General features: G+C 65.0%; 18 protein-coding genes. 8 read left to right on the plus strand and 10 right to left on the minus strand.

From position 1 onward, the window contains the following. Positions 1–34: 34 nt before the first annotated feature. The 3 genes from CI41S_RS04715 to folE all read right to left on the minus strand — a co-directional run bounded on the left by CI41S_RS04715 (position 35) and on the right by folE (position 2,305). Positions 35–1,036 (minus strand): transglycosylase SLT domain-containing protein, encoded by a 1,002-nt coding sequence (locus tag CI41S_RS04715; protein WP_139857628.1) that lies wholly within the window; start codon positions 1,034–1,036, stop codon positions 35–37. A 117-nt stretch (positions 1,037–1,153) separates the two neighbouring features. Continuing rightward, on the minus strand, positions 1,154–1,582 hold the full coding sequence (gene hisI, locus CI41S_RS04720) for a phosphoribosyl-AMP cyclohydrolase (RefSeq protein WP_139857629.1): 429 nt from the start codon (positions 1,580–1,582) through the stop codon (positions 1,154–1,156). Positions 1,583–1,609: 27 nt separating this feature from the next. After that, positions 1,610–2,305, minus strand: a complete 696-nt coding sequence (folE, locus tag CI41S_RS04725) for a GTP cyclohydrolase I FolE (protein ID WP_139484577.1) — start codon at positions 2,303–2,305, stop codon at positions 1,610–1,612. A 241-nt stretch (positions 2,306–2,546) separates the two neighbouring features. Here folE and CI41S_RS04730 point away from each other — a divergent pair, with 241 nt between their 5' ends. From CI41S_RS04730 to CI41S_RS04740, 3 genes are all read left to right on the plus strand, one after another. Continuing rightward, positions 2,547–2,993, plus strand: coding sequence for an iron-sulfur cluster assembly scaffold protein (locus tag CI41S_RS04730; RefSeq protein ID WP_139857630.1), 447 nt, complete (start codon positions 2,547–2,549; stop codon positions 2,991–2,993). A 766-nt stretch (positions 2,994–3,759) separates the two neighbouring features. After that, complete coding sequence (locus CI41S_RS04735; RefSeq protein ID WP_139857631.1) at positions 3,760–4,023, plus strand: hypothetical protein; 264 nt, start codon at positions 3,760–3,762, stop codon at positions 4,021–4,023. Between the two features lie 597 nt (positions 4,024–4,620). Beyond that, complete coding sequence (locus tag CI41S_RS04740) at positions 4,621–4,809, plus strand: hypothetical protein (RefSeq protein ID WP_139484572.1); 189 nt, start codon at positions 4,621–4,623, stop codon at positions 4,807–4,809. A 99-nt stretch (positions 4,810–4,908) separates the two neighbouring features. Here CI41S_RS04740 and CI41S_RS04745 read toward each other — a convergent pair whose 3' ends face one another. Both CI41S_RS04745 and CI41S_RS04750 read right to left on the minus strand, forming a co-directional pair. Next, positions 4,909–5,055 (minus strand): hypothetical protein, encoded by a 147-nt coding sequence (locus tag CI41S_RS04745; protein WP_244626405.1) that lies wholly within the window; start codon positions 5,053–5,055, stop codon positions 4,909–4,911. Between the two features lie 751 nt (positions 5,056–5,806). Beyond that, complete coding sequence (locus CI41S_RS04750) at positions 5,807–6,730, minus strand: COG3904 family protein (RefSeq protein WP_172627916.1); 924 nt, start codon at positions 6,728–6,730, stop codon at positions 5,807–5,809. 311 nt (positions 6,731–7,041) lie between these two features. Here CI41S_RS04750 and yidD point away from each other — a divergent pair, with 311 nt between their 5' ends. Next, positions 7,042–7,356 carry a membrane protein insertion efficiency factor YidD gene (yidD, locus tag CI41S_RS04755; RefSeq protein WP_139484570.1) on the plus strand — a complete coding sequence of 105 codons (315 nt, stop codon included), beginning with the start codon at positions 7,042–7,044 and terminating at the stop codon, positions 7,354–7,356. Between the two features lie 75 nt (positions 7,357–7,431). After that, positions 7,432–7,599, plus strand: coding sequence for a hypothetical protein (locus CI41S_RS43290; RefSeq protein ID WP_172626989.1), 168 nt, complete (start codon positions 7,432–7,434; stop codon positions 7,597–7,599). A gap of 399 nt (positions 7,600–7,998) precedes the next feature. Here CI41S_RS43290 and CI41S_RS04760 read toward each other — a convergent pair whose 3' ends face one another. Both CI41S_RS04760 and CI41S_RS04765 read right to left on the minus strand, forming a co-directional pair. Next, positions 7,999–9,204, minus strand: coding sequence for a hypothetical protein (locus tag CI41S_RS04760; RefSeq protein ID WP_139857633.1), 1,206 nt, complete (start codon positions 9,202–9,204; stop codon positions 7,999–8,001). A gap of 1 nt (position 9,205) precedes the next feature. Continuing rightward, entirely contained in the window at positions 9,206–10,576 is a 1,371-nt protein-coding gene (locus CI41S_RS04765) for an APC family permease (protein WP_139857634.1), read from the minus strand. A 308-nt stretch (positions 10,577–10,884) separates the two neighbouring features. Between CI41S_RS04765 and CI41S_RS04770 the strand changes: the two genes are divergently transcribed. Beyond that, positions 10,885–12,186: an alpha/beta hydrolase gene (locus tag CI41S_RS04770; protein ID WP_430649994.1), complete on the plus strand. Its 1,302-nt coding sequence runs from the start codon at positions 10,885–10,887 to the stop codon at positions 12,184–12,186. A 230-nt stretch (positions 12,187–12,416) separates the two neighbouring features. On the opposite strand, the gene CI41S_RS04775 is transcribed toward CI41S_RS04770, so the two are convergent. Both CI41S_RS04775 and CI41S_RS04780 read right to left on the minus strand, forming a co-directional pair. After that, positions 12,417–13,553, minus strand: coding sequence for an MFS transporter (locus CI41S_RS04775; RefSeq protein WP_139858567.1), 1,137 nt, complete (start codon positions 13,551–13,553; stop codon positions 12,417–12,419). Between the two features lie 106 nt (positions 13,554–13,659). Continuing rightward, entirely contained in the window at positions 13,660–14,967 is a 1,308-nt protein-coding gene (locus CI41S_RS04780; RefSeq protein WP_139857636.1) for a COG3904 family protein, read from the minus strand. A 208-nt stretch (positions 14,968–15,175) separates the two neighbouring features. Between CI41S_RS04780 and thrS the strand changes: the two genes are divergently transcribed. Both thrS and CI41S_RS04790 read left to right on the plus strand, forming a co-directional pair. After that, on the plus strand, positions 15,176–17,221 hold the full coding sequence (gene thrS / locus CI41S_RS04785; protein ID WP_139857637.1) for a threonine--tRNA ligase: 2,046 nt from the start codon (positions 15,176–15,178) through the stop codon (positions 17,219–17,221). Between the two features lie 88 nt (positions 17,222–17,309). After that, on the plus strand, positions 17,310–17,873 hold the full coding sequence (locus tag CI41S_RS04790) for a nitroreductase family protein (RefSeq protein WP_139484565.1): 564 nt from the start codon (positions 17,310–17,312) through the stop codon (positions 17,871–17,873). A gap of 336 nt (positions 17,874–18,209) precedes the next feature. Here the strand turns inward: CI41S_RS04790 and CI41S_RS04800 are convergent, their stop codons facing one another. Further along, on the minus strand, positions 18,210–18,989 hold the full coding sequence (locus CI41S_RS04800; protein WP_139857639.1) for a molybdate ABC transporter substrate-binding protein: 780 nt from the start codon (positions 18,987–18,989) through the stop codon (positions 18,210–18,212). Positions 18,990–19,118 lie beyond the last annotated feature (129 nt).

The following is a 19,118-nucleotide window of genomic DNA, read 5'->3' on the forward strand; positions in this document are numbered from 1 at the left end:
AATGCCGCCGCGTGCGACGGACGAGCGTCAAGCGCTAGCCGCTGTAGGTGCCGTTGGGATCGCTGAACAGGTCGAGCCGGCCAGGCGCGCGGACCGAAGGCGTCGCCGCTGACGTCAGCGAGGAGGAATTGCCCCACAATTCCTGCACCGCCGGCGAGATCGGCTGCGGGCGATCGCCGCCCTGGTACAGCGAGCGGAACGCCGGCACCGGCTGCACCGCTGCCGTGGTCGACGTCGCGCCGACCGGCGTGACGCCGCGCCCATCCGGGAAGGTCGAGAGATAGGACGCGGTGTCCATGGTCAGCGCCAGCGTCGGCGCTGCGCCCGCGACCGCAACCGGGTTCGTGGTGTCGCCGCCCGCCGCCGCGAACGCGGTCCGCGTGTCCTGCGAATTGGCCGCCGCGACATAGCGCGAGGTCAGCACCGAATAGACCTGCGCGACGCTGCGCGCGCTGCCGGACCTGTCGTAGAAGATCGATTGATTGGCGGCGGCGGCCTTCGGGAACATCGCCGCCGCATTGGTGCTCGGCGAATCCTCGGCGCTCGAGATCAGCTTGGCGGCGCCGCCGACCCCCATGAAATGCGCCATATAGAGCTCGGCATCGGTCGGGCGGCGGCCGATCTTGCCGGTGAGCTTGAAGCTGTTGGACTGCGTCAGCACCGCTGCCATCGCGGATGCCGCATCCGGATCGTCGCGCAGCTTCATGATCGCGTTGCGCGCACTGGGATCGCTGACCGAATAGCTGCCATCAGCATTCTTCGTGATGGCGTCGGCGTACTGGCTATACCCGAGTTGGCTGCCGGCTTCCTTGACGGTGCCGAGCCAGGTCTGGTCGATGAACTGAAACAGTCCGCGCGCCGACGAGGTCGAGGCAGAGGCCCGCGGATTGAAATTGGATTCCATCTTCGCGGTGGTCAGCAGGTATTGGAAGCTCGCGCCGGTGGTCGAGGCCGCCTGCTTGATCGAGCCTGCGATCTGCAGGCGTGAGCGGTCGGCACCTGCCGCGTTGGTGGCATTGAAGAGGTCGACCGCCATCTCTTCGGTGCCTTTGTCCGGTGCCTTGCCGGTTCCCTGCCGGACGCCAGCAATCGGCGCCCATATGATGTCAACCTGCCGCAATTATGGTTAACGGCGCGTTAAGCCCCGCCGACCCTACTTGCGATAGACCTCTGCCGGGTCGAACAGCCGGTCGGCGTCGACGAACGACAGGATGACTGCGCCGCCCTCCGCCTTTGCCGCGCGATAGAAGCAGGAGCGGCGGCCGGTGTGACAGGCGGCGCCCTGCTGCTCGACCTTGAGCCACACCGCGTCCTGGTCGCAGTCCAGGCGGATCTCGACCACACGCTGGGTCTGGCCGGAGCTTTCGCCCTTGCGCCACAGCGCGCCGCGCGAGCGGCTGAAGTACCAGCCCTCGCCGGTCGCAATGGTCTTGCGCAACGCCTCGTCGTTCATATGCGCGACCATCAGCACGTCGCCGGTCGCAACATCAGTCGCGACGCAGGTGACGAGACCTGCGGCGTCGAACTTGGGCTGGAACGCCAGCCCCTCCTCGCGGTCGTGATCGTGGGTCGATGCGGACACGGAAAACCTCGGCAAGACAACGCGAGGTTACCGGCTCGGTCCTCGCACCAGGGACAGGAAGCGCTGCTGCTCGGCGGGATTGTCACGGAACATCCCGGTGAAGCGGCTGGTGAACGTCGATGCGCCATGCTTGGCGACGCCGCGCACCGACATGCAGGTATGCTCGGCCTCGATCAGCACCGCAACGCCGCGCGGCTTCAGCACCTCGTCGATCGCGGCTGCGATCTGCGCGGTGAGATGCTCCTGGGTCTGCAGCCGGCGGGCGAAGATGTCGGTCAGCCGCGCCAGCTTCGACAGGCCGACGACCCGCTCCACCGGCGTATAGGCGATGTGCGCCTTGCCGTAGAACGGCATCATGTGATGCTCGCACTGCGAGGTGAACTCGATGTCGCGGATGAGAACGAAGTCGTCATAGCCGGCGGTCTCGCCGAAGGTGCGGTTGAGCACCTCGGCCGGGCACTGATGGTAGCCCTGATAGAGCTCGTCATAGGCCTCGACGACGCGGCGCGGCGTGTCGAGCAGGCCCTCGCGGCTCACATTCTCGCCGATATAGTCGAGCAGCGTCCTCACCGCCGCCTCGGCCTCGGCGCGCGACGGCCGCGGCTGGTCGGCACGGACGGCGGCCGCCAGGAATTCGGCGGGGTCGAGCTCGCCCGGACGGGCTTCAGGGGTTTTGGCGTCGGTCGGCTTGTTGGGGCGGATCGATTTGATCAAGGCGTCCATGTCTTCTCCGTTCGACCGGCCCTGGCGCGCGCCTGTGGGCCGGATGTGTCACCGGGCAGACGGGGCGGATTTCACGCCGCCGGGCGCCTGAGTCCCATACTTATAGCACCGTCGCGAGCGGAGGTGGGCCGCGCCGGCCGCATGGCCGGACTATGTTTCCGGCGTTGCGGTCCATATATAGGACGGTGAAACGTAACCGCCAAGAGCGCCGGAAGCGCGCCGGAACCAGGCATCGGTCCCCATGCTGAACGACATTTACAACAAGCGGATCATCGAGTTGGCCGGCAATATTCCGCGCCTCGGACGGCTCAAGGATCCCGACGCCAGCGCCACCGCCCACTCCAAACTGTGCGGCTCGACCGTAAAGGTCGACCTCAAGATGGACGGCGGCGTGGTCACCGACTTCGCCCATGACGTCAAAGCCTGCGCGCTCGGCCAGGCCTCGTCCTCAATCATGGCGAGCCACGTGGTCGGCTCCAGCGCGGACGAACTGCGCGACCTGCGCGAGACCGTCCGCAAAATGCTGAAGGACAACGGCCAGCCGCCGGCCGGCGGCAAATGGGCCGACATCGCCCTGCTCGAGCCGGTCCGCGACTACAAGGCCCGCCATGCCTCGACCCTCTTGACGTTCGATGCGGTTGTCGATGCGATCGGCCAGATCGAGGCCAAGGCGAAGCAGCCGGCGTAGGCGGCCGTTGGCGCCGTTCGCGCGACGCAGCGCCCGCCAGACCCGTCATCCCCGCGCAAAGGCGAAGCCTTTGTCGCTGGAGGCGCGAGCCCTTGCGAGCCTCGAAGGATGAATCGGCCACCAGCCGGGCCGTGCATCCTTCGAGGCTCGCGCAGCGGCGCAAGTGCGCCGCAAGGCTCGCGCCTCAGGATGACGGGAAACATAACTGGGCATTCTCGCGACATCTCTTGCCCGAGCTTTGCTCTTCGTTCCGCCCTCTCTGAAAACAGAGGGCGCAGGGAATGCCGGGTGCGCGCTGCACCCGCGGTCTCGCGTGCATGGGTAGAAAAAGAAACGCACACGAGCATACAGGTTCAGCGGAGGCAACTCCGGCATTCCCTGCGCAATGGCTTTACGGCTTATACGTGCTCACCCCGGCGAGACCGGGCTTTGTTGTCACCGTCCCGGCAACGACGCTTGCGCGTCGTGCAAGAAGACACCAACCATTGGGGCGTCAGGCCCACACGATTTCACCGTCCGCCCGGGACGTTCGTCTCGCGCGCCGCAGCGGCCACCGCATCTCACCGCAACACCCGTGACGATCGCGAAGCGCCCCTCAATCGGATGAGACGGGCGGACTATACTTTGAGTTGCCGTTCGGATAAAGCGAATTATTTTCGCAGTAGGGACTTGCGCTGTCGGGCAACTCACTGATTAAATTCCTGCGGACAGCTCCGTCGCCGAGGGCAGGCTTTCATCGGTCAAGCCGCGCATCGAAGAGGCTCACATGGTGCGCGCAGTATTGATGACGAAGGAACAAATCGCGGACCTCGTCGAGGTGGCACGACGGGATGATATCCTTTGGACGAGCCTTAAGGACCGCGAAGTTAATCAACTTCATGAAGATGGATCAGCCAAGATACCGTCAATTTCAATGCTGGTCGAAGATTTCGTAAGTGCTCGATATGGCACCTCGCACACGTTTGCCGTCGGCACCTTGATAACAGCGCTTCGCAGGGCGGTCCGGCAAGAACTTGGATTCCCGATCTAAGCGCACTCCGGCCCGAATGAGCGGCGCGATATGCGGGGTTCACCGGATGCCGCATGTCGCGGAGCCTGTCATCGGGCGCGCATTCGCGCGACCCGTTGGCTCATGCGGGCTTTCGCCAGGACGACAGTGGGTCCACTATCAGCAATCGCGGTGTCATCACCCGCGCATGCGGGTGATCCAGTATTCCAGAGACGGCAGTGATTGAGCCGAGAGGCCGCGGCGTACTGGATCGCCCGGTCCATGTGCGCAATTGCGCACAGGCCGGGCGATGACAGTTGTGGGTGGGACGGCAGCTTGGCACTCTCGCGACATGATTTTGGACACCTGAGGGCGGTCAACATCAGCAACGGCCGAAAGCGGGATAAGCGACGTTCCGGCTCCGAAAGCCCTCAAGCACCGGTTCCCGCCCGTTTGGAACGTCCGCGGCGGGCCGCCGTTGGAACGGTCGGGTGCCCGCCGCCCCCGACCTGGGATGGCCCCGGCTCTTCAATGCCCCTAAGCCCCCCGGAGCTGGGGCTGTCTCGGTACATGACGAGCCTGGCTTTGGTGCAGCGCCCTCATTGCCGATGGCGGTCGGACGCCAGCAGGAAAGAAACGATGCCGGACGAGCTTGAGTACCAAAGTCACCAGCTGGCGGTCATCGAACAGCCCGGCGGCGGCTTCTTCGTCGAGATCACGCCGCCCGCGGGAGGCCAAATCATCCGGACCGTGACGTATCAGAGCAGGCAGCAAGCCATCGCCGAGGCAAAGGCGAATATCGACAAGCACCCTCACGAAAGGCGCTGATCACACCGGCTCGAAATCGCGATCTTCAAATCCCATAGCGTCTTCCACACGATTGAGCGACCGCAGACGGAAGCTGTCTTTGGCGAATCCACGCGCCATTCACGGCCGAGGCTTGCCCGTATTCGTTGGTGTGACGGCGTCCGTCAGCGTCTGCTTTAGTTGTTCGGCCTGCTCCTTCGTCAGTTTCTCGGCAAAGCCGGCGTTCTTTAAAAACGCCGGCCCCTTGCGCTCCCGGTCGTAAACCATCCAGCCGGTGCCTCCTGTCCGAACGACGAACCTGGCCTGTCGTGGAGGTGCTTGGCTCAACATCTTCCCTCAAAATGACGTGCTCTTCGGAATTTCCAGATGCCGTTGTGTGGGACCGTTCAGACCAGCCGGTGACCCGCAAAATGCACCTTCAGTTTCAAAACGCACTCAGCGGTGCTTTATTCCCGAACTGGGACACTGAAATTCCCAGCACAAAAACGAAGTGCAGGTTCTATGCCACTCGATGCCGTGCGTGCGGCAAACGCAGAAAGCGTAGCCCGCATCAGCGGAGCGATGTGCAGGGTTCACCGGTTTGCGCATGTCGCTGTGCTCATGCGGGCTGCTCGCTACTCTCGCTACGCGCTCCGGAACAACACTGCCGGAGATGGCAGCAGAAAGGCCGCTGATGAAGCGGCCTTCCCTATGCGACCCCAGCAACATTAGGGGGCCTGTGCAGGGGCAGTTGCTGAGGCTCTACCGACCCGAGTGGCGCAACTGGGCAGGTGGACTTCCATCAAATGAATAGAGCGACGGCTGTTAATGCGACCGGACAAAGTCCGAGTACGACGATGCCCGCGCTGGAAATAACTTCGGACATGACGTGCGCCTCAATACAAGGCGCTCAACCTTTGACAAGGCGGCAACCACGCAAAGTGCAGTTCGTGCCATTCTTTCCCGTAATCGTATGGGAAGACACCCCGACCCAATGATCCAACGGGGCGGCGTTTCGCTGCGCGCTCCGCAACGACAATCAATGATTGGCCGGCTGCCCCGGTGCCGGCGGCGGCGGCGCGGTGCCGCCGGTCGCCACGACCTCGGCGGTCTTGGTCGCCCGCACCGGCTGCGGCTGGGCCTCGCCGTCCGCCGCGCTGCTCACGAAGCGGTCGCGGTCCTTCGGCTTGGCGTCGGCGACGGGAGTGGCGTCGTCCTTGCGCGGCAGCACGTCGGCGACCGCATCCGTGGTGACGAGATTGGTCAGCCGCAATTCGTCGGCCGACAATTCGTGCAGATCCTCCCACGGCGGCACGCTGAGCGCGAGCGCGAGCAGCTCGCCTGCCCCGCCCATATCAAACGTGTATTTGGCGAGCCGGCCGATGTCGCGCTCGACGATCATCAGGTCCTGCGCGGTGTAGCTTGCGGCCCGCGCGTCGTCGGCGCGGTCGCCCATCCAGATCTGGTGAACGCGGACATGGGCGGCTGGCGGCACGTAGCGGGTCTTGCCCGACAGCAGCAGGAACACGCACATCGACTCACAATAGGCCTCCGGCATCACGCCGGCGCGGTCGCCCGGCCCGGCCTGGCTGACGACGCTGGTGCCGACCGTGGTCAGCGCGCCCAGGCTGCGGAAGCGGCGGCCGAGCGCGATCGCGTCGTTGACGGAACCGCCGGAGGAATCGAGCACGATGGTGGCGCCATTGAGCTGGCGGCCGCGGGCGAATTCGTCGAATTCCTTCGGGCTGTCGGCGGTGATGATGCCGACCGCCGACACCCAGCCCCGGCAATTCGGCTGGCAGGCGACCCAGCTGAACTTCATCGGCAGCTTGCGCTCCTCGAGGGTCGAGCCTGCGCGCGCCTGACTGCCCAGCGTCGTGACCGTGCCGGAACCTGCGATGCAAATCGCAACGGCGCCGAGCAGCGCCCAGCCGGGCAATGAAAGCGATCTCAGAAACGTCAAGTTGGTTCCTTCCCCCAAGCCCCACTTCGCGAGTCAAAGGTCGCGAGCGGCGGTGGCAATGGCCCCATGTCAGCGCGCCATGATTCTGTCATCTGCGCGTTGCTGGAACGGTAGCGTTGCCAAGGCGAACCGTCCATAGGACCGCTTGCTGCAGCGCTACCGGTGCACTGCGATAATTGCGAACTGTGGCGTAAATATCTGCAGCAACTGAGTTCCTTGGCTTGGAACCCCCGCAAGACTACGTACATAGTGGGATCATGCTGCCGACAGATCATCCAACGTCACATCCTTCTCGATGCATCAACGGATGCATGGAGTGTGCCAGCTTCGTGCGCCGCCTGCCGCGCAATTTCGGCCGCGCGCTGATCTGGATCTACCGCCACACGCTGTCGCCGCTGGTCGGCTACAACTGCCGGCACCTGCCGACCTGCTCGGTCTATGGCGATGAGGCGATCGAGCGCTTCGGATTGTGGGGTGGCGGCTGGATGACCCTGGCGCGGCTGCTGCGCTGCCACCCGTTCGGCACGTCGGGAATCGACAACGTGCCGCAGACCAGGCCGCCAGGTGCGCGCTGGTACCTGCCCTGGCGCTATGGCCGCTGGCGCGGCGTCAACGAGAATGGATGAGCGCGCATTGCTGCTGCGCGGAACTGTGGCGAAGCTGCCGCATTGTCGTGTTGCCCCTTTGGGGAGGAAACAACAATGCGCTGGAAAATCAGCCACAATGGGCACGATCCCCGGCAGATCGATCTGCTGGCCGTGCTTGCGCTCCTCGTCCTGATCGTTGCCGCCTACGCCTACTTCATCCACGACCCGGGCAAGCCGAACACCACAGCATTCATCGTGCCGAGCCAGAGCGTGAAGTGGTGAGACGCGCATCCGGGCTATGGTCTTCTCCTTCCCCTGAAAGGGGGAAGGTCGGGATGGGGGTCAGCCGCAGGCGACGGTGTCCATGGAGAGAGCAGATCCCCACCCGCTTTGCTCTGCGAGCAAAGCGACCTCCCCTTTTCAAGGGGAGGTGGGGGTCCGTGGCGCAACCGGCCCCGGATTGCGCTTCACTGCATCCGGACTACCGGTCTTCTCCTTCCCCCTGAAAGGGGGAAGGTCGGGATGGGGGTCAGCCGCAGGCGACGGTGTCCATGGAGAGAGCAGATCCCCACCCGCTTTGCTCTGCGAGCAAAGCGATCTCCCCTTTTCAAGGGGAGGTGGGGGTCCGTGGCGCAACCGGCCCCGGGTTTCGCTTCGCTGCATCCGGACTACGGGCGCTCGCTAACGCCAGAACCAGAACGGCGGTGGCGGGAGCGGACGCGGCTTGCGCGGCCGCGGCCTTGGCGGCGGCGCCGGCGCAATCTCCTCGGGCGCGGCCGCGGCCTCCGCGGCGCCGGTGCCGTCATCGGGCAATTTCACCGACAGCAGCACATTGGATTCATGGGTGCGCCAGCGATAGCCGATGCCGAAATCGATCGGCTGCGCCCGGCTGAACAGCTGCGCGTAGGATGCCTGATAGCGGCCGGGAAACTTGTCGATCGGACCGAGATAGCGGCCGAACGGGAAGAAGCGCCACTTCTTCGCATTGTAGTAGGTCAGCGGAATTCCGGAATCGTCCTGGATGATGGTCGCGCTGTTGGCGAGGATGAAGTTGCGCACCGTGGTGAAATTGCCGCCGTGCATCAGATAGGACGCGCTCTTGATCAGGCTGTTGCCTGGCGCCAGCGTCGCGCAAAACTTGAGGAAGCCGCTCGCCTTGACGCCGGAATTGGAGAGATCGGTCGAGAAGTAGTACAGCGTCTTCTCCACCCGGTCGGGCCCGGCAAACAGGATGCGGATGCCGCGCGCATTGCTGCGCGCCGACACGTCGGTGCCGACGGCCAAGGTGCCGTTGTCGTCGAGCGTGACCGGCTTGACGTCACGCACCGTCTTGCCGGAGCGCGCCAGGAACACATAGAGGATCGGCAAGGTGCCGCCGACCTGGCTGGCATGCAGGTCGGTCTTCATGTTCTTGGTGATGAAGAACGAGAAGCTCAGGATCGACTGCAGCGAATGTTCGACATTGGCGAGCGCCGCACTGAGGCCGCCGGGCGGCAGTCTGGTCAGGTCGGCAACGTTGCCGGGCGGCTCCAGCGCGCTCAGCACATAGGTGGTCGCCTTGCCGTAGAACGCGTCGGCGTAGAGGAAGTCGGGACCCGAGAACATGTAGAACATGGTCGGCTTCGGCGCGGCGAGATTGGCGTCGGACCAGGCGCGGATCTTCGACAATTGCCGCTGCTCGAGCTGGCCGAAGGCCGAGTCGAAAAATCTTGCGTGACGCTGCCAGGCCGGGCTCTTGGTCAACGGCGTCAGCGGCGACTCCGCCGACGGCGCCATGCCGGCGAGAAAGCGTGCCGTATCGTCGGCCGTCACCTCGGCGGCGCGCGCCGCCGGCGCAGCCAGCAGCAGGCTTGCTGCCAGCGTCAACATCCTCACAAACAATGGCATGTCATTCACTACCCGGGCGTTCGCTTCTGGGATGATCGGGCCGCTTGCGGAAGATCGCGTAAATCACAAGGCCGGAAACCATGATCAAGGTACCAAGCGCCGACTGCAGCGGGCGTTGCGTCAGAAGATAGTACATCATGAAGGCGGTCACGAGCAGGAAAACCAGCGGTGTGATCGGGTATCCCCAGGCCCGGTACGGACGCGGCAGGTCGGGATGGGTGATGCGCAGCTTGATCACGCCCGCCACCGCAAAGAACGAACAGAACAGCAGCGCGAACTGGATGAAATCGAGCACCGCCTCGAAGCTGCGTGTGAGCAGCATCACGCTGGCCACCGCAAGCTGAAACAGGATGGCAGGGACCGGCGCGCCGCGGCTCGAGCGCCGCGCGAACAGCTGTAGCGCCGGGATGTCCTCGCCCATCGTCATCATCACGCGCGGGCCGATCCACATCATCGCGGAGATCGAGGAGATCAGCCCGACGCAGATCATCGCGCCGACGATGCGGCCGCCGACCTCGCCGAAGATGTAGCTGCCGGAGATGCGGGCGACGTCGAGTTGGCCGGCGAGCTTGTCGATCGGCGCGGTGTGCAGGAACACCGCGTTGAGCGCCACGTAGAGCACCAGCACGATCAGCGTGCCCGTCAGCATCGCGCGCGGCAGATTGCGTTCCGGCATCCGCATCTCGCCGATGATGTAGGTCGCGGCATTCCAGCCCGAGAACGAATACATCACGAACACCAGGCTGATCGCGAACGGCGCGCTCAAGACCTGGCCGAGCGCGGCCGATGTCGGTGCGAACGAGGTCGGCTGCGGCGTCGCGATCACGAAGCCGGTGACCAGGAAGCCGACGATCAGCACCACCTTGAGGACCGTCGCGATCAGCTGGAAGGTCGAGGAATGCTTCACCCCGGTGAGCTGGACGATCGAGACCAGCCACACCACACCGATCGCGAGCAGTAGCGGCGGCGCATCGGGAAGGATCGCGCGGCCATACTCGCCGAACGCCATCGCCGCCAGCGCGACCGGTGCGGCAAAGCCGACCGTCGCCGAAACCCAGCCGGCGACGAAGCCGAACGCCGGATGATAGGCGCGGCCGAGGAAATTGTACTCGCCGCTCGAGCGCGGAAACATCGCGCCGAGTTCGCCATAGGAGAACACGCCGCACAGCGCGACGATGCCGCCGACCGTCCACAGCAGCAGGATCGAGAAGCCGGAGGGGATGTCCTTGACCTGAAAGCCGAGGCTGGTGAAGACGCCGACCCCGACCATGTCGGCGACGACGATGGCGGTCGCGGTCAGGACCGAAACGGTCGAGCCGGTGCCGGGAAACGGGCCGCGCAGCGCCGCGCTTTCGGTGTGTGATGCCGCCATCGACCGTCCCCTCAAGCCGCCGCGCGCCGGAGCGCCCATCGTGCAGGCTCACGCCGCGCAATTCAAGCAGTGTTAACAAGGGTTTAAATCTGGACGTTGAGAGGTGCCAAGATACCACAATCCGATCAGGCCACCGAGTCTAACAAAGGCCTGGATCGCAAACGGGACAGCCCTCCCACAATCAAGACACGATTGGATGGTTTCATAATGCCTTCCGGATGTGGGGAAAGCTTCCGGAAGCTTAACGTGACCTCAACACCGACAAGCTCAAATGCGTCGTTTGCCGGTGGGGTCAAGGCAACGGGTGGATGGTCGGGGCGCAACCGAAATTCGACGGCGATGATTGTGCGCGCGGGGTGATAGCACCCTCCGCGCCACGATTTGCTCGGTCGCGCCGGATCCTCGCCGCCGCGATCCTGCTCCCGCTTGCGCTGCCGCTCGCCCACTGCGGCAAGGCGCCGAACGCCGAGATGGTCGCGGCCAATTCCCAAGTGACCGGAGCGACCGGCGGCGACAGCTTCGAGGATCGCTTCCCGGCACCGCAATTCAGCGATCGCTTTCCGACCGAGAAGGAAAGTTTTGCGCCGTATCAGCGGACCGTCGCGCTCGCGCCGGCCCCGGCTGCGCCGGCGCCCAAGGCCGCGGCCTCGCCGGTCCGCCTCGCCTCGATCTCGCCGACCCTGACGCTGCCGCGCGCGACCGAGCGTGATGAGCTGACCACGCTGGTCAGCATGAAATCGTCAGCCTTCCCGTATTTCGGCAACAATCCGCGCAACGACGTCCCGTTCCTCAACGTCGGCAAGGGAGAGCGCCGCGGCCACCGCAGCCTCTCCGGCCGCGTCTACTGGCAGAACGAGACCTACAACGACAGCCGCGTGCTGGTGCACGTGCCGGAAAGCTTTGACGCCGGCAAGCCGGGCGTGATCGTGGTGTTCTTCCACGGCAACGGCGCGACGCTGGAGCGCGACGTGCGCGACCGCCAGCTGGTGCCGCAGCAGATCACCGAGTCCGGGCTCAACGCCGTGCTGCTTGCGCCGCAAATGGCGGTCGATGCCGCCGACTCCAGCGCCGGCAAGTTCTGGCAGGCGGGCGGCCTCAAGCGCTTCCTCGACGAATCCGCCACCCACCTCGCCCGCCTCTACGGCGATCCCAAATCCGCGCAGACGTTTTCCAACATGCCGGTGGTGATCGTCGGCTACAGCGGCGGCTTCCTGCCGACCGCCTGGAGTCTCGCGGTCGGCGGCGCCACCGATCGGGTCCGCGGCGTGGTGCTGCTCGACGCCGTCTATGGCGAGCTCGACAAGTTCGCTTCCTGGATCGAGAAGAACCGCACCGGCTTCTTCATCTCGTCCTATACGCGCTACACCAGGCAGCGCGACCGCGAGCTGATGTCGATGCTGCGCGACAAGGGCATCACGGTCAGCGAGAGCATGCAGGGTCCGCTGCATCCCGGTAGCGTGGTATTCGTGCAGACGCGCGACGGCATCACCCATCGCAGCTACGTGACCCAGGCCTGGACCGAGCTGCCGATCAAGGAAGTGCTGACCAAGATGGCGGCAACGCCGGCGCTGACGCGGCTGGCGAGCGCCCCTGCAGCGGCGAGCCGCTGATCGCGCATTCAGCGCCGTGGACGCTGCCTCGGGGTTGCACAAAAATTGCTGTGTTGATGATCGAACGATTTGCAATGCGCGGCATTGTTTGCCTCGCGTGTGCACCATAGGGTGCTGATATTGGGACGACGATTTTTTGGGGAACGGCGGCATGGTCGACTTCGAAGGCGAGGCGCTGCAGATGCCCGGCGTGAACTTCAAGGCGGTGATGACGCGGATCGCCGATTGATTTACTCGGCCGCGACGGCACGCGCGGTGCGGCGCGGCCGCGTGATGATCACGATCGTCAGGGCCACGGCAACGAAAGCGGCTGCGACGTAGCCCGCGCTGTGCAGCCACTCGCGCGCGAACAGCAAGCCGCCGATCGCCGAGCCGACGGCCTGGCCGACATAGAGCACCGAGGTGTTGAGCGAGACCGACGCCGACGCAAACGGCGGCGCTGCAGCGACGAGGCGCACCTGCTGCATCGAATTGGTCGATGCAAAGCCGAGCCCCCACAGCGCGACAGAGACCGCCATCAGCCCATAGACGCCGGCGCTCACGGCCCAGCCGGCGACGCCGGCCAGCAGCAGTCCGGTGAACAGCACCGAGGTCCGCCAGGCGCCCCAGGTGTCGACGATCCGCGTTGCGATCATGATGCCGACGAAGCCGCAGATACCGTAGAGCGCGAACACAATGCCGATGGCGTCAGAGCTCGCGCCGGTGAGCTTGGCGAGCAGCGGCCCCATGAAGGTGAACACCACGAACTGGCCGGACATCTGCAGCGTCGTGATCGCGAGCAACAGGACGATCATGCGGTTGCGGCCGAGATCGAGCCAGGTCCGCAAGTCGACCGGCACGCCCTGCAAGCCACCCGGCAACCGCCACCACAGCAGCGCGACGCTGATGAAGCCGGTCAGCGCGACCGCGCCATACGCCGTGCGGAATCCATAGCGGCTGGCGATGAAGGTGATCAGCGGCAGCCCGACCGCTGCGGCGAGCGACCAGCCGAGGAAGATGTAGGCGATGGTGCTGCCGCGCTTCTCCACCGGCACGATCAGCGCCGCGGTGCCCGCCGCCTGCGGCGTGTAGAGCACGCCGATCGCGAGCATCACCAAGCGGATGATCAGCAGACTGGCGTAGTCGGGCGCGACGGCGGAGACGGCGTTGGTCAGCGCCAGCACCAGCAGCGTCACCGTGAGCAGCGTGCGCCGCTCGATCCGGCTGGTCAGCCACGCCGTCACCGGCGAGCCCACGCACAGCACGATCGCGCCAAAGGTGATCAAAAGGCCCGCGGCATGAATGGTGACGCCGAGGCCGCCGGACAGTTCCGCGAGCATGCCCGCCGGCGCCATCACCGAGCAACCGGTGACGGTGTTGCCGAGCATCAGGGCGGTGGGAGCGAAGCGTTTCACCCGGCGTTGGTAGCAGACCGCAAGTTCGATGCAACTGCATCTAAATGCATGGCCGCCGGCCGGATCGCGCCCCTTGCGCTCACGGCGACGGCGTTTCACCCGGCGCCGCCCGGCCGCCGGATGGCGCGGCGCTGGCGCTCGAGGGCGTTGCAATGGCGCTCGGCGGCGCCGCCGCCGGCGACGCGGTCGACGGCTTTGCGGCGGCCGGCGCCGCCGGGCACGACGTCATCAGTTGCGTCCACGCCGGCTCGAGACCGGTGGTGTCGATGTCGAACGTCGCCGGATTCGGCTTGCCGTCGGAACCTTGCGTGCTTTCGTCGACCTGCAGATGAGGCTCCGCCAGCATCGCCTTAACGGTGTCCGGCGTCACCGCATCGCTCCACACCTCGTATTTGCCGAGCCGCACCGCCAGTCTGCCGAACGCCACGGTCTTGCCGGTGCCGGCCATCATCGCCACCGTGCTCTTGCCCACTGTGCCCTCGTCGAACTCGCGCACGAACATCAGCCGCGCCCGCTCCCTGGTCTCGCAGAACAACCGCCACTCCAGCATCCGGAACGCGGCGCCGTCGCCGCGCTTCTCCAGCGCGATCTTGCGCACGTAGGGCCGCGCGACCTTTTCCAGGGTCCACATCGTCTCCGGCAACGGCCTTGTGTCGATCCCGAAGCGATACAGCTCCGGCCGCGTCAGCACGTGCATGCTTTCGAACTTCACCGTCTTGATCAGATCGTTGAGCTCACGCTTGATCCCCATCGCCGCGACGAAGGCGGCGCGATCGCGATCGGCGGTCACGAGCTGACGCTGCCGGTACGCCGCCACGATCTCCGGCGGCGGATGTCCGTGCACCGTGAAGGTCAGCCTCGAATTATGCACGGCAATGACGGCATCCGGCGCCACCTCGCGGCTGACAGCGCCGAGGAACAGATAGCCGCAAGCGGAATTGCACATCGCGTTGCGGGTGGTGAGCTCGGCCTCGACCTCGCCGACGGCATTCTTGATCGTCAGGCATTTGGCGTCGACCTGCGTGCCCGTGGCGCAGGCGCCGACGATGGTCCGGCCGACCCGGGCAATCGCCTTGCGGGCGCGGAGCAGCCGCGCGATGGCGTAGGACTGCTCGACATTGCCGCCCGGCGAATAGAGATAGATCGGCCGTTGCGTGTCCTTGACCTTGGCGAGGAAGCTGCGGATCCGCGCCGCGGCGCCGCGATCGATCTCGCCTTCGATTGCGATCCAGCGATCGCAGCCGGCGCCGCAGGCGTTCGCAGTGCCCTTGGCGAGGTAGATCGTCAGCTTCGGGGCAAATTCGACCTTCTCGGCAGGCGTCTCCTGCGCCCGCAACGCGCCGGAGATCGACAGCAAACCCACGAAAAACAGGAGACGGCCAAACATGAAATTTGCTGATCGCGAACCGCGGAAAATGGCGGCCGGACGTTAGACGACGCGCGGCGCAGCCGCAACGGCAGGTCGCATGCGATGCAGCCGCCCGCGCAGGCCGAATTTCTTGATATTGCCGGATTGCAGGCGTCGAATCCCCTGCTATACCGCTGCTTTCCGCTTACCTGCGTTCGTTCGCAGGAGTGAGCCACAGGAGCCCTTGATGCCCGATACGCCCAAATCCGAGTCCGGATTCCAGTACAGCCTCTCCAACCTCAAGCCCGCAGAACCCGTGCACAAGATCGCCCTCACCTTTCCGGATGGGGCGACGCGCGAATTCGCCCGCGGAACCACCGGCCTCGACATCGCCAAGGGCATCTCGCCCTCGCTCGCCAAGCGCACCGTCGCGATGGCGCTGGACGGTGTGCTCGCCGACCTCAACGATCCGATCGAGCAGGACGCCAGGATCGAGCTGATCAACCGCGAGGATCCGCGCGCGCTCGAGCTGATCCGGCACGACGCCGCGCATGTGCTGGCGGAAGCGGTGCAGTCGCTGTGGCCGGGCACCCAGGTCACGATCGGCCCGGTGATCGAGAACGGCTTCTATTACGACTTCTTCCGCAACGAGCCGTTCACCCCGGAGGATTTTACCGCGATCGAGAAGCGGATGCGCGAGATCATCGCGCGCGACAAGCCGTTCACCAAAGAGGTCTGGGATCGCGAAAAGACAAAACAGGTGTTCCGCGACAAGGGCGAGGCCTTCAAGGTCGAGCTGGTCGACGCCATTCCCGGCGACGAGCCGATCAAGATCTACTTCCAGGGCGACTGGTTCGATCTGTGCCGCGGCCCGCACATGACCTCGACCGGCAAGGTCGGCAACGCCTTCCGCCTGATGAAGGTCGCGGGCGCCTATTGGCGCGGTGATTCGAACAATCCGATGCTGACCCGGATCTACGGCACGGCGTTCGCCAGGCAGGAGGACCTCGACGCCTATCTCAAGCAGATCGAGGAGGCCGAGAAGCGCGACCACCGCAAGCTCGGCCGCGAGCTCGACCTGTTCCATTTCCAGGAGGAAGGCCCGGGCGTGGTGTTCTGGCACCCGAAGGGCTGGACCATCTTCCAGCAGCTGATCGCCTATATGCGGCGGCGGCTGACCGGCGACTATGACGAGGTCAACGCGCCGCAGATCCTCGACAAGGTGCTGTGGGAGACCTCGGGCCACTGGGACTGGTACCGCGAGAACATGTTCGCCGCGCAGTCCGCCGGCGACGAGGCCGAGGACAAGCGCTGGTTCGCGCTGAAGCCGATGAACTGCCCGGGCCACGTGCAGATCTTCAAGCACGGCCTGAAGAGCTACCGCGACCTGCCGCTGCGGCTCGCCGAGTTCGGCGTGGTGCATCGCTACGAAGCTTCCGGCGCGATGCACGGCCTGATGCGCGTGCGCGGCTTCACCCAGGACGACGCGCATGTGTTCTGCACCGAGCAGCAGCTCGCCGACGAGTGCCTCAAGATCAACGATCTGATCCTGTCGACCTACGCCGATTTCGGCTTCGAGGGCGAGCTCACCGTCAAGCTGTCGACGCGGCCCGAGAAGCGGGTCGGCACCGACGAAATGTGGGATCACGCCGAGCGCGTGATGGCAACCGTGCTGTCCGAGATCAAGGCCAGCGGCAGCAACCGTATCAAGACCGAGATCAATCCGGGCGAAGGCGCGTTCTACGGGCCGAAGTTCGAATACGTGCTGCGCGACGCCATCGGCCGCGACTGGCAGTGCGGCACCACCCAGGTCGACTTCAACCTGCCGGAACGTTTCGGCGCGTTCTACATCGACCATGACGGCTCGAAGAAGGTGCCTGTTATGGTGCACCGCGCGATCTGCGGCTCGATGGAGCGCTTCATCGGCATTTTGATCGAGCACTATGCGGGCAACTTCCCGCTCTGGCTGGCGCCGACGCAAGTCGTCGTCACCACCATCACCTCCGAGGGCGACGAGTACGCCAAGGTAGTGGCCGCCGCCGCGCGGCGGGCCGGCCTGCGGGTCGAGATCGACCTGCGCAACGAGAAGATCAACTACAAGGTCCGCGAGCACTCGCTGGCCAAGATCCCGGCCCTGCTTGTCGTCGGCAAGAAGGAGGCCGAGACCCATTCGGTCTCGGTCCGCCGGCTCGGCAGCGAGCGGCAGACCGTGATGCCGACCGAGGAGGCGCTCGCCGCGCTGGTGGATGAGGCGACGCCGCCGGACGTGAAGCGGGCGCGGGCGGCCGCCTGATCCTCACAATCGGTCTAAAGAAGGCTTTCACCGGCCCGGCCGTGCCCCTATCTCGAGGGCACGGCCATCATTCCCTGAGGACATTTCCGTGCCCGATGCCATTGAACTTCTGAAGACCCGCCGCTCGATGAAACCGCGCGAGATGACCTCCCCCGGCCCGTCGGCGGCCGAGCTCGAGACCATTTTGACGATCGGCGCGCGGGTGCCCGACCACGGCAAGCTCGCGCCGTGGCGCTTCATCGTGTTCGAGGGCGACGCCCGCGCGCGGGCCGGCGACGTCATCGCAAAAGTGTTCGCGCGGAAGAACCCCGGCGCGCCGGCGGCCGACATCGAGGTCGAGAAGAAGCGCCTGACCGATGCGCCGCTGGTGATCGGCGTGGTGTCGTTCACCAGGCCGCACCCGAAGGTGCCGCCGTGGGAGCAGGAATTGTCGGCCGGCGCGAGCGCGATGAACATCGTCACCGCAGCAACCGCGCTCGGCTACGGCGCCTGCTGGCTGACCGGCTGGTTCGCCTTCGACCGCGACGTGCTCGACGGCCTCGGCCTGAAGCCGGACGAAAAGCTCGCCGGCCTGATCCACATCGGCACCCCGACCAAGCCGAGCGAAGACCGCCCGCGCCCCGCGCTGTCGGATATCGTCACGCGGTTTTAGAACGTGGGGGCGCTGTAGCCCGTATGAGCCAACGGGTCGCGCGAACACGCGCCCGATGGCAGGCTCAGCGATATGCGGGACCTTCACCCCGGGTGTCGTTGCGCTCACCCGAGCTACGAGCGCTGGTGATTGCGGTCCGTCATTGCGAGGAGCGATAGCGACGAAGCAATCCACGCTTCCGCGCATGCCGCACGATGGATTGCTTCGCTTCGCTCGCAATGACGGGGATGGCATCGTAGCCCGCATGACCCATTCGGACTTCGCCCCGGCCGTGGCTCAAATTCGCCGGTGATGCGATCGGAAGATAGTCGGCAGCGAGGTTTCGCCGCACGCGTCCTATTCGAACCCCTTTGCTTTCAGGACGCTCTCGGCGCGAGGCGAGGAAAGGAACGCGACCAGCGCTCTTGCTGCGTCAGCGCGAGTGCTACCGGTCACGATGCCAGGGGCGAATTGAGTGTAGTTCTGAATCGCTGACGGCAACGGGCCAGCGAGCTCGACGGTTGGTTGAGCCAATATTTCGCTGATTTGATTGAATCCGATCTCGACGTCGCCGCTGGCGACGCTTCCATACAGCTTTTCCGTTGGTGGCAGCAGCTTGGTCTTGGGCTTCATTTCCGCAGCGATGCCCAAACGTTCGAGTAGGCCGTCCACATAGATGCCGCTGGCACCCCCACCCGCCGGATCAGGGTAAGTAATCGATGCTGCGGCTAACACCGCGCGTTTGAACGCGTCGGCTGAGCTGATATCGGGCTTCGCGGCGCCCTTGCGCACAAATGCACCAACACCAACCTTCGCGAAGATGACGCGCTCGCCGGCGATGACCTTGCCTTGTGCTTGAAGTCGGTCGATCATTGGCGCAGAGCTTATTACAATATCGGCAGCTTCACCCTTTTGAACACGGTCCGCGACAGCACCCGCGGTTCCGTAGGCGACCGTTATTTTGTGTCCCGAGATCTTTTCAAAATCGGGTATCAGCGCGTCAATTGCCGGATGCAAAGCCACAGCGCTTAGAAGCCTGATCTCGGCGGCTCCGGCGATAGTCCCGGCAGTGCTGCCGAGCAAGGCAAGTCCCAATGCGATGGTCGCGGAGACACTCAGTATGTTGCACCGATTCATGTTGTTCCTCCGTACAAACTATTTGAAAATGCCGGTCACAAATGCACTTGCAGCTCAACGAGCCTTTGGAAGGCGCCTATTGCCGATAGCACCAGCGCTGCCTTGAAAAACGAGCGGGATTTGGCACGC

It is taken from the genome of Bradyrhizobium ivorense (assembly GCF_900696085.1).
Taxonomy (GTDB): Bacteria; Pseudomonadota; Alphaproteobacteria; order Rhizobiales; family Xanthobacteraceae; genus Bradyrhizobium; species Bradyrhizobium ivorense.